Source organism: Vibrio sp. 10N.222.55.B11 (genome assembly GCF_041473705.1).
Lineage (GTDB): Bacteria > Pseudomonadota > Gammaproteobacteria > Enterobacterales > Vibrionaceae > Vibrio > Vibrio crassostreae_C.
On record NZ_JBFRST010000018.1, the window covers coordinates 77370 to 97923 of the forward strand.

Genomic DNA, 20554 nt, shown 5'->3' on the forward strand with positions numbered 1-20554 from the left:
CGAATCGAGTTACAACTTGTCGATAGAGACGGTGGGTTTACCTTTACCTAGCCACTTCCGCCAAGGGAGTGACAATGTCACAAAAACAGTCACAGCATAGAGCATCGACCAACTTAAACAGATAAACACCAAGGTACAGATGACCAATGAAAGCATGGCAGTGTATCTAGATGCGCCTGTTAGTAATCGGCAAGCGGCTAACATTGCGAGCAGATAAACCAGAACAAAAATACCGTTGGCGAGCTTGAGAAAGAACTCAAGGTCTAAATTAGACAGCTCACCAATCACACACGAAATAAGCACGACAAAGCCAATTGCTAACGTTGGGTAGAGCGGTACGCCGCGGCTGTTCAGTTGAGCCATTCGACTTGCAGGGCTGTGTTGGCGGGCCTGAGCCCAGATCATCCGAGACAGGCTTTGTGTGTAAAGGTTTAGGCTGGCAAAGCAAGCAAAGAACCCCAGCACGCTGATGACGGTTTTGAAGCCATTACCAAACAGTTGTTCTGTTACCCAAGGGATGGATGCGGCATCGAATTCAGATGAACCGAAAGCACCCAGCTTAAGAATCACTACTGAACAAGCCCAGTACACTAGCCCCGCAACAAAACAGCCTGCAATGATGGCGATTGGGAAGTCACGTTGTGGATTTTTGAATTCCTCTCCCATGTGAGCAAAAGCTTCTATTCCGACAAAGCACCAAAACATGACAGCTAAAGCAGCGCCGATAGACCACATTGAATTGGATGAGATGGCAGGAAGAGCAACATCGGTTGCCGTGATGTCGGCTTTCCAAACAAAAGCGCTGACTAAGGCAAAAATCGACAATGCGATCACGGTTTGCAGTCGGCCAGAAGATTTACTGCCCATCAAATTGACGGCAATAAGCAGGGCGACGGTAAAGGATTGAGCACCAAGTGGTGTATCGAGAGGTGCGGGTAACAATTGTTGAGCAAAACCACCAGCCAGTGCAATGGCCGCTGGAATACCGACAGGAATAACACTCACAAACAACCACGCCACGCTTGTTTCTAATCGCTCGCTAAACGCCTGGCGCACAAAATAGGCAGTACCACCTGCATTCGGGTAGCGTTTTCCTAATGATGCGAAGGTCAGTGCAATCGGGCAAATAGCGATAAACAGGATTAACCAAGCGAGAAGAGACAACTGTCCTGCAATGCCTGCTGCGATCGCAGGGATCATAAATAATCCAGTGCCTAGCAAGGTCGTCGAGAGTTGTCCGATTCCTGAAATAAGCGTGATTTCTTGTTTGAGTTGTGTCATTCGCTCTCCTAGCTATTTGATTCTGGTCACGGTCTTCCAGTAACTTTCTTCTGGTGTGTGAGAAGTTATGATTGAGAGCATACATTGTTGACATCAATAATACAGCTAGCGAAACGTCGTAAGACACCGTCATTTTAACGGTATTAATCCGATTCAGTGTGAAAGTGTCGGCTGTCAGAATGGCTGTTATAAGTAGGAAAGTTGTGTCAAATTAGGCGTTATAAATAGAACAATAAATGAAAAGAATCAGAAGCATGGATAAATTTGATCGCCAGATTTTGGATATTCTCAAAACCAATGCACGATGCTCAGTGAGCGATATCGCCCGAGATGTCAGCCTCTCGCGCTCAGCGGTGAACGCCAGAATCAAGAAACTGGAAAGCGACAAAGTGATTACGGGCTACTGCGCTCAAGTGGCAGAACCCAACCAAACGAAGAATGTGTGCGCTTATATCTTGTTGAAGTTCGACATGTCGAGTAGTGACCATAGTTGTGAGTCTTACGCGAAACAAATCCAGAGTATTGATGAGGTGCAATGGTGCCACTCTATTAGCGGTGAGACAGATATGATGTTGTACGTGGAAGTGGAAAGCATGGAGAGCTTGAACCGAGTTCGCGATCAGCTGCAAAGTTACCCGGATCTTCGCCACTTAATGACTCATACGGTTTTGACCGAGTTTTTCAACAAACAGAATGCGACGGTGCATTCATGTTAGGCAATATCAACTTAAACCTACTGCGTTCACTGCATGTACTTCTTGAAGAGTGTCATGTGAGCCGTGCCGCCCAACGTTTGCATATCACACAATCCGCGGTGAGCCGTCAGCTCAGCCAGTTACGTGATTTGTGTGGCGACCCTTTGCTGGTCCGTGACGGCAACAAACTGGTGCCGACCAACCGTGCATTGCTACTCAAAGGTAAACTCGACGACCTGCTTGGCGAGTTTGACCACCTGTTAGATGATAAACCCTTCGAGCCGCAAGACTGGCAGGGTGAATTGGTGTTGTCTTCGAGTGATTATGTCGCTCAGTATATTCTTCCTGTGATTGTGGCAGAGGTGTCTGCTGAAGCGCCGAACATTAATTTGGCTTATCGATTGTGGCAGCCAAACTACCTTGAAGCACTGAACGAGTCTGGGATTCATTTGGCTTCCAGTATGTTTCCCACAAAGCCAGAACATGTCTCAAGTATCAAACTTGGTGAAGATAAGTCGGTGTGTTTGATGCGAAAGTCGCACCCGCTGGCTCAACAAGCGGTTTTGAGTGCAGAAGATATTGTTCACTACTCTCACATCAAAGTGACGGGTGGTGGAGATAAAGACAGTTACGCGGACATAGCATTGAAGAAGCAAGGGCTGAAGCGAAGAGTGGCTTTACAGGTTCCGTTCTTTTCATCTGCTGGTACTGTGTTATTGCAAGACGACTATCTGATGATCGTGCCAGAACATATCGCCTATAACCTAGGTCGACACCTCGATACTACCTACTTTTCTTTGCCGTTTGATACGGAAATGCATACCTATTGGTTAATGTGGCACCCTAAATATGACAACGACTCTGCCCACAAATGGGCGCGAGAAAAGGCATTCCAAGCCATGAAAAAGTCGAGTTACAATATCAGTATGATTTGAAATCATAAGTGTAATGATAACCTTTGATTTCAAATGATACGTTCTGCGGATTATGGTAAGTGCCAAGTATTGAGTATTAAGCGTAGAGTGTTCAGCTGGAACGCTTTATTTTACTAGGAATGGAATGATGACAGTAACAATTTGGTTTTCTTTATTAGCGATTTGCTTGTTGGGTGCAATGTCTCCGGGCCCGAGTTTGGCGATGATCGCTAAGCACAGCTTGGCTGGTGGCCGCATGAACGGACTTATCGCAGCTTGGTCGCATGCTGCTGGTATCGGTATTTATGCGTTCGCAACCATTGTTGGTTTGGCCGTTGTGCTTGAGCAATCACCCATGTTGTTCAAAGGTATTAGTTTAGCGGGTGCTGCGTATCTGCTTTATCTCGGCGTAAACGCGTTACGTTCGAAAGGTGGTGTTGCCGCGAAATTAGAGGCGGGGGAAAAGATGAGTTACATGCAGTCTGCTCGCGAGGCTTTCTTGATCTCTATCTTAAGCCCAAAGATTGCGCTGTTCTTCATCGCTCTGTTCAGCCAATTTGTTGCATTAGGTAATGAACTGACCAATCAAGTGATCATTGTCTCAACGCCGTTGATTGTCGACGGCCTTTGGTACACTTTTATCACCTTGGTGCTATCTAGCCCGTTGATTGTTGAACGTATTCGCTCAAAGGCGCAGCTGATTGACCGACTATCAGGTTTGGTGTTGATCCTGCTTGCTGTTCGTGTGGTGTGGACGATATAGCAGTAAGCGATAAGAGTTAGTTACGAGAAACGATACTCATTAAAAAAGGCTCACTAGACGTTATCTAGTGAGCCTTTTTGATTTCTATGGATTGGCTTCGACAGGTTTGAGCTTGTTAGCCTTCAGAATTCAGCACGGCATCTAACTTCGCCATAGAATCTGAGAAGTAGGGGTTGTAGGTCAAACGCGCATGGTTCTTCCCTTCCTCGCGATAGCCCCATGCTGAGTACCAAACTTCACTGGTTGCATTGCATTGTTCTTCAAAGCCTTCAGCCTGACCATTAGAGCAGATCTTCTCGCTACCATTGATTCCGTAGTAAGGGTTGCTTGGTGAGAACAGTAAGCCCATGTGAGAGCCGTTCGAGATACGCTGATCTGGAATTTTCATGCTGTACTGAACAGCGCGAGGATCCTCGAGTGTCGTTTCTCCTTGCCAAACCAACACATTGTTTGGATTCGGCATCGATGCAGTAAATGCTTGCTGAACGTAGTTGGTGTCAATCACGCTGTCGCCTTCACTCATCATAATAAACACCGGCTTATCGAAGTGCTTATCTTCCAAGTCATTGCGAACGACTTCTGATGTCTCGTAGTAAACTGAAGCACCGTTCATTGGCAGTGAGTTGTAACGCAGCACACTATCTTCAGGATCTTGATCGGCCCAAGTAACAAAGTAGCTCGCTAGCTTTGCATATTGAACGGCTGACGAGCTCGGTTGAAACGCAGGAGAGAACAGCAGTAACCCAGAGATTTTTGGATCATGCATCGCCTGTGAAGTCACGAGGTTCGCACCGGTTGAATAGCCGCCTAGCCAAACAGAATCATACTCTTGCTCAAGTAACTTCGTATGATGAGCTACCACACCTTGCCAATCTTCTAGGCTCGGCTGCATTAAGTCACCCACGCGACTACCGTGACCCGGCAGTAACACGGTTCTCACTAAGTAACCTTGCTCAGCCAAATGGGTAGCGATGTCTTTAAATGAGTAGGGTGAGTCACCTAATCCATGAACCAGTAACACTGCCTTGCCGTTTGGCGAGGTTGGTTGATACTCGGTTGGCGAATTGAGTTGGATCTCGAGTTGTTTGTCTTCCGTCATGAACACACGGTTTTTCAATAACCAATCTTGGGTGTCATTGACGTAGGCATCAAAGCTGTCTTGCTGATAGCTAGGCAAATCTGGAGAAGTTTCGTAAGCGGGTATTGATGTCTCGTTGGAGCAACCAACGAGACTTAAAGTCGTTAAGGCCAGCAGTGCTAGGAGGGGCTTTCTTTGCATTATGTAATCTTGTCTCTGTTGTGCTTTCACTATGTCTGAAACTGAAGTTTAGATTATTTTCTGCTTGAAAGGTCTTCGTACTCACCTTCAATAACTCCGGCATCATGGGTTGATGACTGACGAGTGTTCATATGAGCTGCGAAACCTTGTTTCTTCATTTGATTCTGAATGCGCTTGCCAGTGATTAAAGCTGCAATAGCCAAAGGAATAGCAAGGATCAAGCTTGTGAATAGTGCCAAAAGGCCAGTAAATAATGCAACAATCGTAACTAATATATTTTTCATATTCATTCCTCTTTTTCTATGTTGTTACTTTATCGCTTCTATTCTGAACGAAACATGAACGCCGTTAATTAATCTCGGAGAGTCACTATGACACGGATGTGTGCTCTTGGGGAGTTTATATGTAGTCATAATCACGCACTAAAAACATGGAATACAGGTAAGTCTAATAAAATCAATGAGTTAAAAGTTGGCACGGTTGATGCTCTATAGGGGTTGGAATAAGTCACTGTAAGCAAAGCACTTACAGCTAATAAAAATTACTGGAGCCCCTATATGTTCTGTATTCAATGTGAACAAACAATTCAAACCCCAACCGTAAAAGGCTGTTCTTTCGCACAAGGTATGTGTGGTAAAACTTCGGAAGTATCCGACCTTCAAGACGTGTTGGTGCATTCTCTTCAAGGTGTTTCTTTCTGGGCTAATTTAGGCCGTGCTTGTGATGTTATTGATACTGAAATTGATGAATGGGCACCAAAAGCATTTTTCGCAACATTAACGAACGTTAACTTCGATCCTGCTCGCATCATCGAATTTGCTCAGCAATCTCACGAGTTTAAGCAGCGTTTAGAACAACAAGTTCGAGCGGCAGCTACGTTGACCGGTTTTGAGATCCCTGTGCTTTCTGCTGCTGCTCAATTCGATCTTCCAACAGATTCTTCAGAGTTATTGGCGCTTGCCCCTCAAGCGGCGGTAAACCGCGGTCACGACTCTCAACACGAAGATGTGATTGGTCTTCGCCTTCTTTGCCTATACGGCTTAAAAGGTGCGGCAGCGTACATGGAGCACGCACGTGTTCTTGGTCAAACTGACAATGCTATTTTTGCTGAATACCACGAAATCATGGCGTTCCTAGGTACAGACCCATCAGACCTAAAACAACTGTTAGATACGTCTATGCAGATTGGCTTGATGAACTACAAAGTAATGGAAATGCTGGATAAGGGCGAGACAGATACATTTGGTCACCCTCAACCAACAACCGTGAATGTGAAGACGAAGAAAGGTCACTGTATCCTTGTTTCTGGTCACGACCTGCATGACCTAGAAAAGATCCTTCAACAAACAGAAGGCAAGGGCATTAACGTTTACACCAACGGTGAGATGCTACCTGCACACGGTTACCCTGAACTGAACAAGTACCCACACCTTGCGGGTAACTACGGCAGCGCTTGGCAGAATCAGCAAAAAGAATTTGCGAACTTCCCTGGTGCGATCGTAATGACATCTAACTGTTTGCTTAACCCTGATGTAGGCTCATACGCTGACCGTCTATTTACGCGTAGCATCGTAGGCTGGCCGGGTGTTGCTCACCTTGAAGGTGACGATTTCAGCGCTGTGATCGATTGTGCTCTTGCACAAGAAGGCTTCAAGCATGACGAGATCGAGCAAATGATCACTGTTGGTTTTGGTCGTAACGCACTGATGGAAGCAGCGCCTGCGGTTGTTGAGCAAGTGAAAGAAGGCAACATTAAGCACTTCTTCTTAGTCGGTGGTTGTGACGGCGACAAATCTGAGCGTAGTTACTACACAGATTTCACAGCTCAAGCACCAGAAGATTCAGTAATCCTGACCTTGGCATGTGGTAAATTCCGTTTTAATAAGAACCAATTTGGCGATATTAACGGTATCCCACGTCTGTTAGATGTTGGTCAATGTAACGATGCTTACTCTGCTATTCAGCTTGCTTTAGCACTGTCTAAAGAGTTTGACTGCGGCATCAACGAACTGCCTCTAACACTTGTTCTTTCTTGGTTCGAGCAAAAAGCGATCGTTATCCTGCTTACTCTGTTTGCTCTTGGTGTGAAAGGCATCTACACAGGCCCAACAGCGCCAGCGTTCCTAACAGAAAACCTACTAAAGATTATTCAAGACGAGTTCGATATGCGTTCTATCTCAACGCCAGAGCAAGATCTTAAAACAATCTTAGCGGCTTAATCTAAGCCAACTCCTAAGCCCCGTTGTTGTGACGTTTTTCAAAAACAGACAACGGCGGGGCTTTTTCGATTTAAATCCTTAGTCATTTTAATCATCTAGTCATTAGCAAGGTACACGAACTATGTATGCATGGTCGGATAGCGATTCAATCAATTTAGTGTGTTTAAAGAAATGGCATGAGACGCCAGACACGGTCAGCTTTGAGCTTGGCAGTATTCCACAAGACTTACATTTTAATTTTAAGCCAGGGCAATTTATTACTCTGGGTTTAGATATGCCGACGAAAACGGATTACCGTGCTTATTCAGTGGCTTCTTGCCCGGAAGATAACCGTCTGAAGTTGACGGTCAAGCGTGTGGAAGGTGGCTTGGTTTCGAACTTTATTGTTGATGAGCTTGATGAAGGTGATGAGGTTTCAGTGTTGAAGCCGGCAGGCGCGTTTAACTGTATTGATTGTATGCCAACGGCGACAAAGAAAGTAACGCTAGTGAGTGCAGGCTGTGGTATCACACCAGTAATGGCGATGGTCAAGTATTGGCTGTCTCAAGGCAGTGACATCGAGATTGATTTCGTCCACATGGCACGCAACAAGCTTGAGACTATCTACTTTCAAGAACTTCATCAGCTCGATGAATTACATGCGAGCTTTAACTTAAAACTGCTGCTAAAAGACAACGAAGGAACAACGGCTCCTCAAGGTCGTTTAGATAAAAACTGGTTGGTGAAACTGAGCCCAGATATCTTAGAGAGAACGGTTTACCTGTGTGGGCCCGTAGGCTTCATGCAAGACATTGAAAGTTATCTGAAAGAACTTGAGTTCAACATGGATAACTTCTATCAAGAAAGCTTCACTCCTGCTACTCAGAATGCTCAATCAGAAGCGTCAAAAGCCGAAGTTGCTGACGGTACGAATAGTGCTGTTAAGGTATTTGTGCCTGCGTTCGGAGCTGAAGTTGAAGCGGAAACTGGTACACCATTGGCGGATTCATTAGAAAAAGCAGGCGTTCCAATTATTATCGCTTGTCGCAGCGGGATTTGTGGCTCGTGTAAATGCAAAGTGACCAAAGGGTCTGTGGAATCAAGCAGCCAAGAGACATTGACGCCAGAACAGATTGAGCAGGGGTACGTGCTTGCATGTTCAAGCTCGATTCAGTCAGATGTTGAGGTTGAGTTATAACAGACGTGAAGCTGTGCAAGGGTGATGAAGACAAGGTCTTGTCATAGCGATAAAAGTTAGGGCGCTAGATGTAAAAAGGCCACCTAGATCAGTTAGAGAGAGCAGATCTAAGTGGCAACCCTCTTGTTTATACGGGGGAGTAAAACAAAAGGGGTTGCGAAGCCCATACAGACTTCGCAGATATAGTTATTATGTTGTGGAGCTTGTTGCGATGGACGTATCTACAAGAGCGAAGTTGATTAAACTTCAGGGTATGTCTTGTAGCGTACACCCATCATCTGTTCCATACAGTGAACAACTTGGCAGCTGTAGCCAAACTCGTTATCGTACCAAATGTACAGCACGGCACGGTTGTCTTGTGCGATAGTCGCCACACCGTCAACCACACCTGGGTGACGAGAGCCAACCAAGTCTGTAGATACAATCTCAGTTGAGTCTGTGTAATCGATTTGTGCAGACAAAGCAGAAGACAGCGCCATTTCACGTAGGTACTCGTTCAACTCTTCTTTGTTTGTGCCTTTCTCAAGGTTTAGGTTTGCTACTGCCATTGATACGTTTGGCGTAGGTACGCGAATCGCATTACCTGTTAGCTTTCCTTCCATTTCTGGCATTGCTTTTGATACCGCTTTAGCAGCACCAGTCGATGTCAGTACCATGTTCAATGACGCAGCACGGCCACGACGATCACCTGAGTGGAAGTTATCGATTAGGTTTTGGTCATTGGTAAATGAGTGAACCGTTTCGATGTGACCAGACAGTACGCCAAACTTGTCGTGAACTGCTTTCAATACTGGCGTGATTGCGTTGGTGGTACAACTTGCTGCAGAGATGATGGTGTCTTCTGGTTGAATAACATTTTCATTCACACCAAATACAACATTCTTGATGTCGCCTTTACCTGGCGCAGTTAGTAGAACCTTCTTCGCACCGTTACATGCTACGTGTTGGCTTAGGCCTTCCGCGTCACGCCATACACCTGTGTTATCAACCACAAGTGCGTTTTCAATACCGTAAGCCGTGTAATCCACTTCTTCTGGTTTGTTTGCGTAGATAACTTGGATGAAGTTGCCGTTTACGATGATTGCTTTACGTTCTTGGTCTACAACAATGCTGCCGTTGAACTGGCCGTGAACAGAGTCACGACGGAGTAAGCTAGCACGTTTTTCTAGGTCGCCATCTTTGCCGCCACGTACAACGATTGCGCGTAAACGAAGTGGGTAACCTGGGCCGCTTTTCTCTACAAGAATACGAGTTAGCAAACGACCGATACGACCGAAGCCGTACAACACGACGTCACGAGGTTCTGTCATTGCATCGCCTTCAAGCGATTCGATAAGTGCAGTTTGTAGGAAATCATCCAACCCATGTGTGTCTTCGCGATCTTGCCAGAATGAATGCGCAAGGCGACCAACATCAATACGACATGGAGATAAGTCCATAGAGAGAAGGTGTTGAATAATAGGTTGAGTCTGTTCTGCTGTAAGAGGAGAACCAGTGTAACGTTTTGCGATGCGGTGAGCTTTGATGATGTCGATAGTTGTCGCGTTAACTAAGGTCTTACCAAAGAGGATAACTTCTACGCCTTTTTGACGGTATAACTGACCTAAAGTTGGAGCGATGGATTCAGCAATGGTTTGACTAGTTTGCCAATCTAGGAGGTGCTTTTCGGGACTCATCTTTACTCGGGACCTTTCACGTTAAGTTTCTGCATTCATGGCGGTTGTAGGGAAGCCAATCAGCATAGGGGATTTGAGGCATCAGTCTGTGGTCTTTATTGCCACTTAAATGTGCTGATATACCTTGTGTGTAACTTGTAATTTTTATGTGGCAGGATTGTAAGGTACGACGGGTTATTCTGCTAGGAAAAATAAATGCAGACAAAATATCTGCAAATTGGCTTTATATTAGCCATAAATCAAGATTTGAACGTCGATAAAGACTATTGACTTTAATAATCTGTAGCACTTATTTTTCGTCAAAAAATACTCAATTCAAAGGATAATATGTAATACAGGTCATATTGAACATTAAAGGTGTGATCGCTAACTCAAGTTACACGTAAACAGTAAACGATAAATAAGGGAATTAACGAGTATTGATGTTTGACCTTTGAATAAGCCTAGCTTGAGTGTGAAAAGTGCATCACGCAAACGATTGGATGTCACAATTTTAACCTAACTATCCACTTTGTTAGCACGCAGAGTCATTATTCACAGTCTAGTTGAGCCGCAGAATGTGGATGTGTACTTGTTATGCCGGTGATAATAACTGGAGAAAACGTCTTTTGTTTACCTTTTGCTCACTAAAACCTCGCTTGCTTACATCTCATTTGTAGAAACCTCCTCGAGTAGACCTCTCTCACGTAACGTTCACTTGTCTAAAATCGGCTTGTCTCAATCTCACTTAGTAAAGCAGACTCCTCCGCTTTAAAGCCCTGTTTTGGATGCCTGTTGATTCTAATTTTTCGTTCTGGGCTCAGAGTATCATTTGTTCATATCCAATTTGATCAATAACCCCCTGTTAATGTCCTATTCTTAATTTGGGCTAGGTAAATTACTTTCGGGAAGGGAGTCGTTATAAAAATGATAAATATGTCAATTAGATGGCGTCTTATTTTTCTTTCCACGGTTTCTGTACTCATTATGTTCGGGTTTACAGTGAATGAAGTGCTTAAGAACGATGAGAAGATGAATCACCTTGAAACAACGCGTATTAAGGTCGAAGCGCTTCAATTTTTTAATACGGTTTCAAGTGATGCTTATCGATGGTTGGTGCTGTCTAATGATTCCCCTGAGAAAGGTCAGTTGCTTTTAACACTGCAATCAGAACTGGATAGACTGACTCAGTATGGAATGCGACTTCAACGGTTCGACAGCAATTGGAGTATTGACCCTCAGTTAGCTGAATTGAAAAAGTTGTTGATGATCCTAGCTAGTACACCTGAAACGACAGACAGCAGAAAATTGACAGAGCGCGCTTTCGACTTGTTAAAAGACGTGCTGATGGAGCTGTCTGAATATCGTATGGCCTTAGTCGATGAAAATATCGGTCAAGCTGAAGCGATGTTTATCAATCTTACGCATTATGTGTTTTGGACTCAGAGAGAAGCGTGGTTAAGCTTCAGTTTGAATCGCTCCCCAGAGTTTAAAAACCAATACTTGCTTAGCTATGTCGCTGCTCTAGAGAGGCAGCAACAGCTATTAGATACATTTTTCCGTTCGGATACGCGTTCTCCAAACATTAGACAGTTGCTAAACGCTGTCGCCAAAGATGAATTCCAAGACAAATTTACATCTCGAATCCTCAAAGGGGACTTTTCATCACCCGAAATATATCAACACTTGAAAAGCTTAGAGGTTAAAAAACGGGCTATTTCAAACGCGATTGGCGCTTACACCAATCAAATACAGTTTGAACTGACCAAGAATATCGCGTTGCAGAAAAGGCAAACCTTGGTCATGACGTTGCTTATACTCATCGCTTCTGGTGTTTTGATGTGGCTTGGGGTTGCGACATCTCTGCGCTTAAACAGAAACCTGTCGATTATCTTGAAAGGTGTGTCGGAATGCGCTGATAGCTACGGCCAGCCAAAGGTGATTCGTATCCAAGGGAACGATGAGCTTGCCGAGTTCACTGAAACCCTAAATCGAGTGATGGAACGCAACTATCTGCACAACAAAGAGTTGATAACAGCAAAAGAAGACGCGATTTCGGCTAACAAAGCCAAAAGCGCATTCTTAGCAAATATGTCACATGAAATACGCACGCCACTTAACGGGATCATTGGCATGGCTGAGATCTTATCTCAAAGCCAACTGAGCCCAAATCAACAAGAAGTACTGGGGGATATCGAATCGTCTTCTCACTCTTTACTGGTGCTGCTGAATGACATACTCGACCTGTCTAAAATCGAGTCGGGTAACTTGATGTTGTCACCACACAATGCTGATTTGCGAGAAGCGGTTTATGACTCTGTGAGTGTGATTCAGTCGAAAGCGATAAGTAAGGATATTGAGCTCGACATCAATATCGATTATCAAACGCCGTCACAACTGTTTTTCGATGAGTACCGCGTGAGACAGGTGCTGACCAATCTGCTTTCTAATGCCATCAAATTTACGTCTAAGGGCACAATTACAACTGACATTGCTTATACACCTATGTCTATGGGCAGGGGCAAGCTTGAATGCAGCGTGTCTGATACCGGGATTGGGATTGAGCCCGAGAAGTTAGAGTCCATATTTGAACCTTTCCCTCAAGAAGATGGCAGCATTACCCGTCAATTTGGCGGTACGGGGTTAGGGCTTGCGATTTGTCGACAGCTTGTTGATTTGATGGGTGGTTACATTACCGCGCGTTCAGTGAAAGGAGAGGGCTCTACATTCACTTTTTGTTTGTATGTCGATGTTGTAGAAGCGCCTGTTCAAACTTTCGATAACCTGAGCCGAGCGACCATCATCTCGAACTCTTTCAATTACCTCGATCAGCTCGTTAAAGAGTGTGAGCGTTTGAATGTTCGAGCCAATGTGGTGTCATCCATTGCTGCTCTTAGTGAAAGTGTAAAAGAAAGTGACTTCATACTTTATTGTCATACCTTGCACCACTCTATGGAAAAAGATCTTGCGACGTTGAAGGTGATATATCCTCTTGCTCGCGTCATCGTTTGTCAGCATCACCTATTTAAAACCAACCTAATCAGAGAAACGGTCCACTCGACTCATACTTTGCCATTCTTGGGCCGACGTTTCTTAACCAGCTTACAATCTCTCGATGTGGGCGAAGAGCAAACGCCTCAAGTGGAAGCAAAAGATGAAGAAGTTCGCTCTCTGAATCGACGCATTTTGATCGTTGAAGACAATCTGATGAATCAAAAAATAGCGAGCTTCTTCCTTGAGCAAGCGGGTTATGAATATTTGATTGCCAGTAATGGCCAAGAAGCGGTGGATGTCATCACCCAGGGTGCTCAGTTTGATGCAGTCTTAATGGACTGCATGATGCCTGTTATGGATGGCATAACGGCGACTCGTGCGATACGTCAGTGGGAAGCCGATCAACAAGTCACACCATTACCCATCATAGCTTTAACCGCCAGTGTTCTAGAAGAAGACATCAAAGATTGTTTTGAAGCCGGTATGAACGCCTACTTACCTAAACCCTATAAATCTCACCAGCTGTACGATCTTTTCAGTAGCCTTGATATTGTCTAGGGCTCCCGTATCAAGGCTAGCGCGGCGCTACTTAACGAACTTCCAATCCAAGGTTGTATTGTGCAAGGCAACGACCGACATAGCTGATGTTCAGCAAGGCTGCGACTAAGATGGTGCTGATGTGGGCGACGATTTGAATTGGCAGTGAGAAGTGATCGGCCATTGGATAAGCAACAATAATACTGAGAAGCATAAGCAAGGTTGTGATAGCTAGACTGAAGTTTGAAACAGAAAGCAGAGTTTGAAAGCGTTGAGTCATCGTCTTCATATTGAATTCCTAATTGCTATTAATAATTATGATACTTGTTATTAATATCAATTAGCGTTCCAGTTTTAATTTACATTTAAAATCATAATCTTATGTAATTTCGCTTGTTTTTAGAGTCTAAGTGACACGTGCGAATTGCAGGTCTTTATGACTTGATCGTGTTTCTTTACCATTGTCTAAACCCACAAGTATCGATGTGGAATCGAACACCTGAATATAAACCAAGCCCAACATTATTTTTTTGCCCGAATTCCGAATGAATCTTTTTAAGTTTCACGTGTAGATCTTCGCGAGTAATGTCATTTGCAGGCACTAGGTCTAAGGCACAAAACTCTAAGTGCTTACTTCGCAGTGCACCACCAGCTTGTTGATTGTAGATATCGGTTCGCTCTCCAGATACTGGTATAACAACACCGATTTCAGGCTCAATATATTGTTGTATGTACTTCAGGGTATTGATCATGTTTGGCACATGTTTCTTATTTGGGAGGGTAAACAAGGTTGTATTACTCATTGCCCAATCCGTCCCTTGCAATAGAACGAGATGCAGAGGCATGCTCTGAGTAACGCCATTGTCCTTGAGTTGTTGTCCGATTGCTCTCACTTGGTCTTGAGCGTGATTGAGGAGCATCCAACCTCGAAATGCTGATCGGGTCGGAACCTTGTAGCCATGAACATCGACCACGAGATCGTCATAAGTGATTTCGGTTTCTTCGGTATAAAGTTTCTCAAATTTTTCAGGGTAAGGTTGTGTCGTTGATAACGCCAAGGTTATCAGAATACTTCCGTACATAAAGTCTCTCCATCGCTAGTGTACACTCGTTATTTAGTTTGATACTGCTGTTGAGTTTCATTCATTTTGCTTAGGTACGCTTAAGCCTAGACGGTTAGGTTTAGATGCTTAAGTATAGACGCTGGAGTTTAGGTAAAAAAAACCCACTACTAAGAGTGGGTTACTAACATTGTTACAAGTAAATTAGCGAGGTTAGATTACTTCTTACCTTGGATTTGCTTGTCTTCTTCTGTCAGTTCACGAATGCGACGGCTGATGTCACGGCGAGCTTTAGAAATCTCAGCGCTCTTGATGATGTGGTCATCAACACGGTCTTCGTAGTCAGCTTTCATATTTTTGATAATGCCTAGGATCTCGTCGTGGGTCATCTCTGGCTTGATGTAATCAAGTAGGTTATCAAGAAGGTCGACACGCTTACGGTTGTCACGAACTTTCTTTTCGTTGTCTAAAAGTTCACGCTTAAGTTTGTTCTTACGTCGTGCTTGGTTAACAATTTCAAATACGCTGCTCATAGATTCCTTTTCCTATTCGTCAAATACGTTGTCTGCTTCTGATTAAAGCACATCAATTGATGATGTAACAGTCTTTAGATCAAAGCAAAAGTAAGGTTGTTTAATTATTCGTCACTCTCGCTGATGTGTGATTGTTTTTATCTTACCGTTCAAGTTAGTATCCCATGTAGATACTGCATTGATACGAAATGTGAAATGAATCAACAACAATTGGAAAACGAAGAATTGGACGAGAATGTCACTGAATCTTCAGCAGAACAAAACAAGCTTCGTGATGCGTATGTACAAGAGCGTACTTATTTGGAAGTCGTGGAAATAGAGCTAAACCGTTCTAAGATCATAATGATTGATGAACAGGGCAGAAAGAAACGAGTACCAATTTTGTCTGAACACTAGTTACTGCATTGTTAGGTGTTGAGATGGAATTATCAAAATAATAAAAAGGAAAAACGATGAACACAGTACTTTCCCCAATTGAAGCGAGAATTATCGGTTGTTTGATCGAGAAAGAAGTCACTACTCCCGATCATTACCCACTGACACTGAACAGTTTAACCACGGCATGCAATCAAAAGAGTAACCGTGAACCTGTTCTCTCTCTTTCTGAGTCAGATGTTTTAGATGCAGTTGATGGTTTAATCGGACGTCGCATGGTGAGTGATGAGAGCAGCTTCAATAGCCGTGTTAATAAGTATCAGCATCGTTTCTGCAACACTGAGTTCGGCGATCTGCAATTTACAGAGCAAGAGCGTGCAATCATCTGCTGTATGTTACTGCGCGGTGCGCAAACACCCGGTGAACTTCGTACTCGAACGGGTCGCCTTGCAAACTTTAGTGATGTGAAAGAAGTAGAAGCAACATTAGACAAACTCGCTGCAAGAGAAGCAGGTGCCTTGGTTGTGAAGCTGCCACGCGAAGCGGGTAAACGTGAATCACGCTACCAGCATTTGTTGAGCGGTGAAGTGGACGTTGAAGCGTTTGCGATGGCATCAGTAAGCGCGGCTGCCCCCTCTGCAACGAGTGAAAAGTTTGAAGAGCTTGAGTCTGAAGTTGCAAGCCTACGAGCAGAAGTGGCAGAGCTTAAGGCTCTGGTTGAATCACTGCTTTAAATGTCAGATGCTGATAAAAATGCGGATTGGGTCGTGTACTTGATCCGCAATCGTCACAATGCCCTTTATTGTGGCGTGACGAACAATCTAGAACGTCGATTTGAACAACATCAAACCGGTAAAGGCGCCAAAGCTTTAAAAGGTAAAGGCCCACTTAAGCTGGTTTGGAGCTTTGGTGTTGGCTCAAAAAGTGAGGCGTTGAAAACCGAATACGCGATCAAGCAGTTGCCCAAATCCCGCAAAGAAAAACTGGTATCACTCAAACTGATTATTGAGTGGCAAAAAGACAAAATTCAATATATCGAAGTCTCATAATTCATAGCTAAAATGTTTGTTATTGATTAAATCTTAATAGTGTAAGGAGCTATATCGGCTCTAGCTAAGCTTATGAATTTAAATGGTAATTACTCTTACCGTGAATGGGCTGAAATCATAATTTAACTCGTTGTTCTTAATCTCCATTCCAAATTAACATATTGCTCATTTAGAATGTCGTTCTAATTAGTGTTAGACGCTATCATTTATCATCGTTGTCCTACATAATATCCATTAGCCATACAAAGAGATGGTGTCATGCTAGGTTAAAAAATGAGCCAAAGTAGCTCATATAAAACGAGAAAAATATGAAACGTTTACTGATGTTGTTTGGACTTGCCGTATTTTCTGCGTCCGCTCTTTCCCATGGTACTCATGTCCTCAATAGGTACTGGGAATACCAAGATTATCTTTCCACTTTTCCAGAACAAAGAGCATTGACCGATAAAATGGTCGAGGCTGTACAAAATCACCCTGTGCCACTGAGAAGAATCCAAGACGAACCAATTACGATTTCCGTGGTGTATCCGGGCCAACAGATCTCGGATTACTGGGTTCGTAATATTCAAGCTTTTGAGAAGCGTCTCGATAGGCTGAAGATCCGCTACCAAATAAATCAAGTATTTACCCGTATTAATGCCGATCTCGCGCAGCAGAGTATTTCGTTGCAAGAAGCGATTGAAAACAAGACGGATTATTTGATTTTCACGCTAGATACCACGCGCCACCGCAAGTTTATCGAGCACGTGTTGACCTCTACAGACACCAAACTGATTCTTCAAAATATCACGACGCCAGTGCGAGCTTGGGCAGATAGACAGCCATTTATGTATGTGGGTTTTGACCATGCGACAGGCAGCTTAAAACTGGCGGACTATTTTAAACAAGTAAGTCCGCCAGACAGTAAGTATTCTGTTTTGTATTACTCACAAGGCTATATCAGTGATGCGCGTGGAGATACTTTTATCCATGAAGTGAATACGGTTACCAACTTTACCCTTAAGTCTTCGTTTTACACAAAATCAAACAAAGACAGTGGCTACCAAGCGGCTAAAATCAGCATAGAGAACGATAAGGATCTAGACTTTATCTATGCATGTTCAACGGATGTCGCTCTCGGTGCAATGGAAGCGATTCGTGAATCGGGCCAAGACATCTTAGTGAATGGTTGGGGAGGCGGCTCTGCTGAACTTGAAGCCATTGCAAGGGGCGACCTAGATGTTACTGTCATGCGTATGAACGACGATACAGGCATTGCAATGGCAGAGGCGATCAAGTGGGATCTAGCCGGTTTGGAAGTGCCTACCGTTTACTCTGGTGAATTTGAAATTGTCACCAAGGAAGATTCCCCAGAACGTATTTCAGAACTTAAACAGCGAGCATTTAGGTACTCAGGTCACTAATGAAGAAAAGTTACGCCAGTACACCTAGAAACACTTTAGCTAGACTCATTACGCGTATCGTTATTTTGGTGATAGGCGTGATGGCACTTGGCGTGCTTATTCATAATTATGAAACCAGCAGTAATATCGTACAGCAAGAGACGAATCGAACGGTACAGCAAACCTCAAGCCTGATCCAAAACATGTTTGATTATCGTTTGTCGGTGCTGCAAATCCATCAAGACAGTAGCTCACACAGTGAAACTCTCAGAGAGTACTTTGATACGGGTAATGACGAGACTCTGAGCTACTTTTTCTTTGGTGTTGACCAACGTGAACCGGATCATGCACCAGATTTACGCTTTGTCTCAACCCACGATGGTTTGGCTTGGGAAGACGGCAACAGTCAATTTTATGGTTTGGATGAGTCCAACTTAAAGCATATTTCTGATGAGGTTTCGTTCAGCAGTAATTGGCATTTTATTAAACTGAGGACAGATATAGGTAAGCGTCACTTGTTGGCTCGCCGTACCCCTATTGTTGATAACGCTACTGGGGAAGTCCTTGGTCAACTCTATATCGCCATTGTGCTTGACAACAACTTCTCTTTGGCTGAGTCAATCCAACAGGGCAGTAATAGCGAAAATATCGTGATTGAAGCGCACGGTACACCGGTGACATCGACATTCAGTGGTGATGAAAGCTACACCATTACTGACATCCTCAATTACCAAATGTACGAACAGTTGCCGCGTCATTTCGTTACCATCGCAACCATTAAGATTAATGCTGTTGAAACTCCTTTAATCATTCGAGCTGTTCAAAAAAATAATAATTTCATTGCGTTAGAAGAGAATTATCAGCGTGCGATCATCGTGGTGATTGTGGTGATCATATTGATGTCTTTTTTTGCTCGAACTTGGATTCAAAAGAGAGTCTCAGCCGAGCTTGATAAGCTAATGGACTTTACTCGTTCGGCAAGTGCTAGCGAAAAGTACAACAAGTTCGATGGCTCTAACATTTTCGAATTTCATCATATTGGTTGTACTCTTGAAGACACCTTTGAGCGCTTATCTGAACAGAATCAAAAATTCCAAGATCTCTTTAACTTTGCTCATTCGCCTATCTTAGTTTGGTCTGAAAAAGGCGATTTGATTCAGATGAACCCCGCCGCTCGCATGGCGTTGTTCGATGCTGATGACAATTATGGTCCAATTGCCCAAGAGTTTGAGCAGCGAATGCTGCCTAATATTCAAATGGTGGTTCAGGGTTCTAAACTGACGGGTATTAACGTACCCATTGGTGAAAAGGTGTTTCGTTGGAACATGTCTGCTATTCGCGTGGAACACGGCATCACAGGAGTGGTGGTACAAGGGCAAGATATTACTAAGCTTATCGAGGCGGAAAGACAGGCTGATCGAGCAAGAGAAGAAGCTGAGCATCTTGCGAATGTGCGAGCAGACTTCTTAGCTAAGATGAGTCATGAGATTCGCACGCCGCTCAACGGTATTCTCGGTGTGTCTCAGCTGCTCAAGCGCTCTATGCACAATGAAGATAATCGCGAGCAGGTGGATGTACTGTGTAATAGTGCGGAACATTTACTGGCGGTACTTAACGATATCTTGGACTTCTCAAAGATTGAGCAAGGGCAGTTTAATATTCAAAAGAAAGACTTCCGTTTAGGGGAGTTAGTTAATACCTTAGACAGCATCTATCGACCGCTGTGTGAAGATAAATCCGTCGAATTTACCATTGTGAATCACTTGGTTGATGACATTGAAATCAATACCGACCAAGTACGCCTCAATCAGATCATGTTTAATCTGTTGAGTAATGCTTTTAAATTCACTCATCAAGGCGGTATCTCCGTCAGCTTTGAGATCGAGAGTATCTTTAACTCCGATCACGCCAGCTTGATCGTTCGAGTGAAAGATTCTGGCATTGGTATTGATGAAAGCAAAATTGATGCTGTTTTTGAACCCTTTGTTCAAGCCGAAGAGACCACCACTCGTGAATATGGTGGCACTGGTTTAGGACTTACAATTGTAAAAAATCTGGTCGATATGCTGGAAGGGGACATTCAAGTCCGCAGCGTGATAGGTCAAGGCTCAGAGTTCACGATAGAAATTCCTGTAGTCGTACACGCCAAGCCGCTATTAGTCGATGCTAAGCAACAAGCTGAGGTTGAGCCAGAGGCGTTGTTTAGTCGACCTTTGAATGTGTTGCTGGTGGAAGACAATCACACCAACGCCTTTATTGCTCAGGCTTTCTGTAAGAAATATGGCATGGTCGTCACCTGGGCAAAAGATGGCTTAGAAGCGATTGAGATGGCTAAGACGATTACCTATGACTTGATCTTGATGGATAACCAACTCCCTAATCTCGGTGGTGTTGAAACCACTCAGCAGCTAAGAGGTGAGATTGGTGTGTCAGCCCCTATTTATGCGTGTACCGCTGATGCTCAAGAGTCAACTAGAGACAGCTTTATGGCCGCAGGGGCGAATTACGTGATTGTAAAGCCGATTAAAGAAGAGTCGCTCCACCAAGCGTTTGTTCATTTCAAAAACTCATACTGGAATGACACAGAGCACTAGGCTTTAACTTAGTGCTCTTTAATGGAGTCTGTTGAAGAGAAGTAAC

The 20554-nt window shown here is 44.0% G+C and carries 18 protein-coding genes; 11 read left to right on the forward strand and 7 right to left on the reverse strand.

Features of this window, described 5'->3' with window-relative positions:
• Window positions 1–9 precede the first annotated feature (9 nt).
• On the reverse strand, window positions 10–1281 hold the full coding sequence (gene yjeH, locus AB4503_RS07340; protein WP_017066490.1) for an L-methionine/branched-chain amino acid transporter: 1272 nt from the start codon (window positions 1279–1281) through the stop codon (window positions 10–12).
• A 254-nt stretch (window positions 1282–1535) separates the two neighbouring features.
• On the opposite strand from yjeH, the gene AB4503_RS07345 reads away from it, so the two are divergent.
• The 3 genes from AB4503_RS07345 to AB4503_RS07355 all read left to right on the forward strand — a co-directional run bounded on the left by AB4503_RS07345 (window position 1536) and on the right by AB4503_RS07355 (window position 3653).
• Window positions 1536–1997, forward strand: coding sequence for an Lrp/AsnC family transcriptional regulator (locus AB4503_RS07345; RefSeq protein ID WP_017061781.1), 462 nt, complete (start codon window positions 1536–1538; stop codon window positions 1995–1997).
• A complete protein-coding gene (locus tag AB4503_RS07350) occupies window positions 1991–2911 on the forward strand; it encodes a LysR family transcriptional regulator (protein WP_372114125.1) in 921 nt (306 codons plus the stop codon). The genes AB4503_RS07345 and AB4503_RS07350 overlap by 7 nt, the downstream gene beginning before the upstream one ends.
• Window positions 2912–3038: 127 nt before the next feature.
• Window positions 3039–3653 (forward strand): LysE family translocator, encoded by a 615-nt coding sequence (locus AB4503_RS07355; RefSeq protein WP_048659058.1) that lies wholly within the window; start codon window positions 3039–3041, stop codon window positions 3651–3653.
• Between the two features lie 115 nt (window positions 3654–3768).
• Here AB4503_RS07355 and AB4503_RS07360 read toward each other — a convergent pair whose 3' ends face one another.
• Window positions 3769–4932, reverse strand: coding sequence for an alpha/beta hydrolase (locus AB4503_RS07360; RefSeq protein ID WP_372114126.1), 1164 nt, complete (start codon window positions 4930–4932; stop codon window positions 3769–3771).
• A 53-nt stretch (window positions 4933–4985) separates the two neighbouring features.
• Window positions 4986–5216 (reverse strand): hypothetical protein, encoded by a 231-nt coding sequence (locus AB4503_RS07365; RefSeq protein ID WP_048659061.1) that lies wholly within the window; start codon window positions 5214–5216, stop codon window positions 4986–4988.
• A 273-nt stretch (window positions 5217–5489) separates the two neighbouring features.
• Between AB4503_RS07365 and hcp the strand changes: the two genes are divergently transcribed.
• Window positions 5490–7151, forward strand: coding sequence for a hydroxylamine reductase (gene hcp / locus AB4503_RS07370; RefSeq protein WP_372114128.1), 1662 nt, complete (start codon window positions 5490–5492; stop codon window positions 7149–7151).
• Window positions 7152–7272: 121 nt separating this feature from the next.
• The gene (locus tag AB4503_RS07375) at window positions 7273–8328 is read left to right on the forward strand and encodes a 2Fe-2S iron-sulfur cluster-binding protein (protein ID WP_372114130.1); all 1056 of its coding nucleotides are present in this window, start codon (window positions 7273–7275) and stop codon (window positions 8326–8328) included.
• Between the two features lie 239 nt (window positions 8329–8567).
• Here AB4503_RS07375 and AB4503_RS07380 read toward each other — a convergent pair whose 3' ends face one another.
• Window positions 8568–10004, reverse strand: coding sequence for a glyceraldehyde-3-phosphate dehydrogenase (locus AB4503_RS07380; protein ID WP_372114132.1), 1437 nt, complete (start codon window positions 10002–10004; stop codon window positions 8568–8570).
• Between the two features lie 966 nt (window positions 10005–10970).
• Between AB4503_RS07380 and AB4503_RS07385 the strand changes: the two genes are divergently transcribed.
• The gene (locus AB4503_RS07385) at window positions 10971–13535 is read left to right on the forward strand and encodes an ATP-binding protein (RefSeq protein ID WP_372114200.1); all 2565 of its coding nucleotides are present in this window, start codon (window positions 10971–10973) and stop codon (window positions 13533–13535) included.
• Window positions 13536–13566: 31 nt separating this feature from the next.
• Here AB4503_RS07385 and AB4503_RS07390 read toward each other — a convergent pair whose 3' ends face one another.
• The 3 genes from AB4503_RS07390 to AB4503_RS07400 form a co-directional block, all read right to left on the reverse strand.
• Window positions 13567–13803 carry a hypothetical protein gene (locus tag AB4503_RS07390; RefSeq protein WP_017061772.1) on the reverse strand — a complete coding sequence of 79 codons (237 nt, stop codon included), beginning with the start codon at window positions 13801–13803 and terminating at the stop codon, window positions 13567–13569.
• Window positions 13804–13969: 166 nt separating this feature from the next.
• Window positions 13970–14596, reverse strand: a complete 627-nt coding sequence (locus AB4503_RS07395) for a D-Ala-D-Ala carboxypeptidase family metallohydrolase (protein WP_017066096.1) — start codon at window positions 14594–14596, stop codon at window positions 13970–13972.
• A gap of 197 nt (window positions 14597–14793) precedes the next feature.
• Entirely contained in the window at window positions 14794–15108 is a 315-nt protein-coding gene (locus AB4503_RS07400; protein ID WP_004742367.1) for a DUF496 family protein, read from the reverse strand.
• A gap of 195 nt (window positions 15109–15303) precedes the next feature.
• On the opposite strand from AB4503_RS07400, the gene AB4503_RS07405 reads away from it, so the two are divergent.
• The 5 genes from AB4503_RS07405 to luxQ all read left to right on the forward strand — a co-directional run bounded on the left by AB4503_RS07405 (window position 15304) and on the right by luxQ (window position 20508).
• The gene (locus AB4503_RS07405) at window positions 15304–15504 is read left to right on the forward strand and encodes a hypothetical protein (RefSeq protein WP_017061770.1); all 201 of its coding nucleotides are present in this window, start codon (window positions 15304–15306) and stop codon (window positions 15502–15504) included.
• A gap of 56 nt (window positions 15505–15560) precedes the next feature.
• The gene (locus AB4503_RS07410) at window positions 15561–16217 is read left to right on the forward strand and encodes a YceH family protein (RefSeq protein ID WP_017061769.1); all 657 of its coding nucleotides are present in this window, start codon (window positions 15561–15563) and stop codon (window positions 16215–16217) included.
• Complete coding sequence (locus tag AB4503_RS07415) at window positions 16218–16532, forward strand: GIY-YIG nuclease family protein (RefSeq protein WP_017061768.1); 315 nt, start codon at window positions 16218–16220, stop codon at window positions 16530–16532. It begins immediately after the preceding gene.
• A 308-nt stretch (window positions 16533–16840) separates the two neighbouring features.
• Entirely contained in the window at window positions 16841–17935 is a 1095-nt protein-coding gene (locus AB4503_RS07420; RefSeq protein WP_029235787.1) for an autoinducer 2-binding periplasmic protein LuxP, read from the forward strand.
• Window positions 17935–20508, forward strand: coding sequence for a quorum-sensing autoinducer 2 sensor kinase/phosphatase LuxQ (gene luxQ / locus AB4503_RS07425; RefSeq protein ID WP_372114134.1), 2574 nt, complete (start codon window positions 17935–17937; stop codon window positions 20506–20508). Before AB4503_RS07420 ends, luxQ begins: the two co-directional genes overlap by 1 nt.
• Window positions 20509–20554 lie beyond the last annotated feature (46 nt).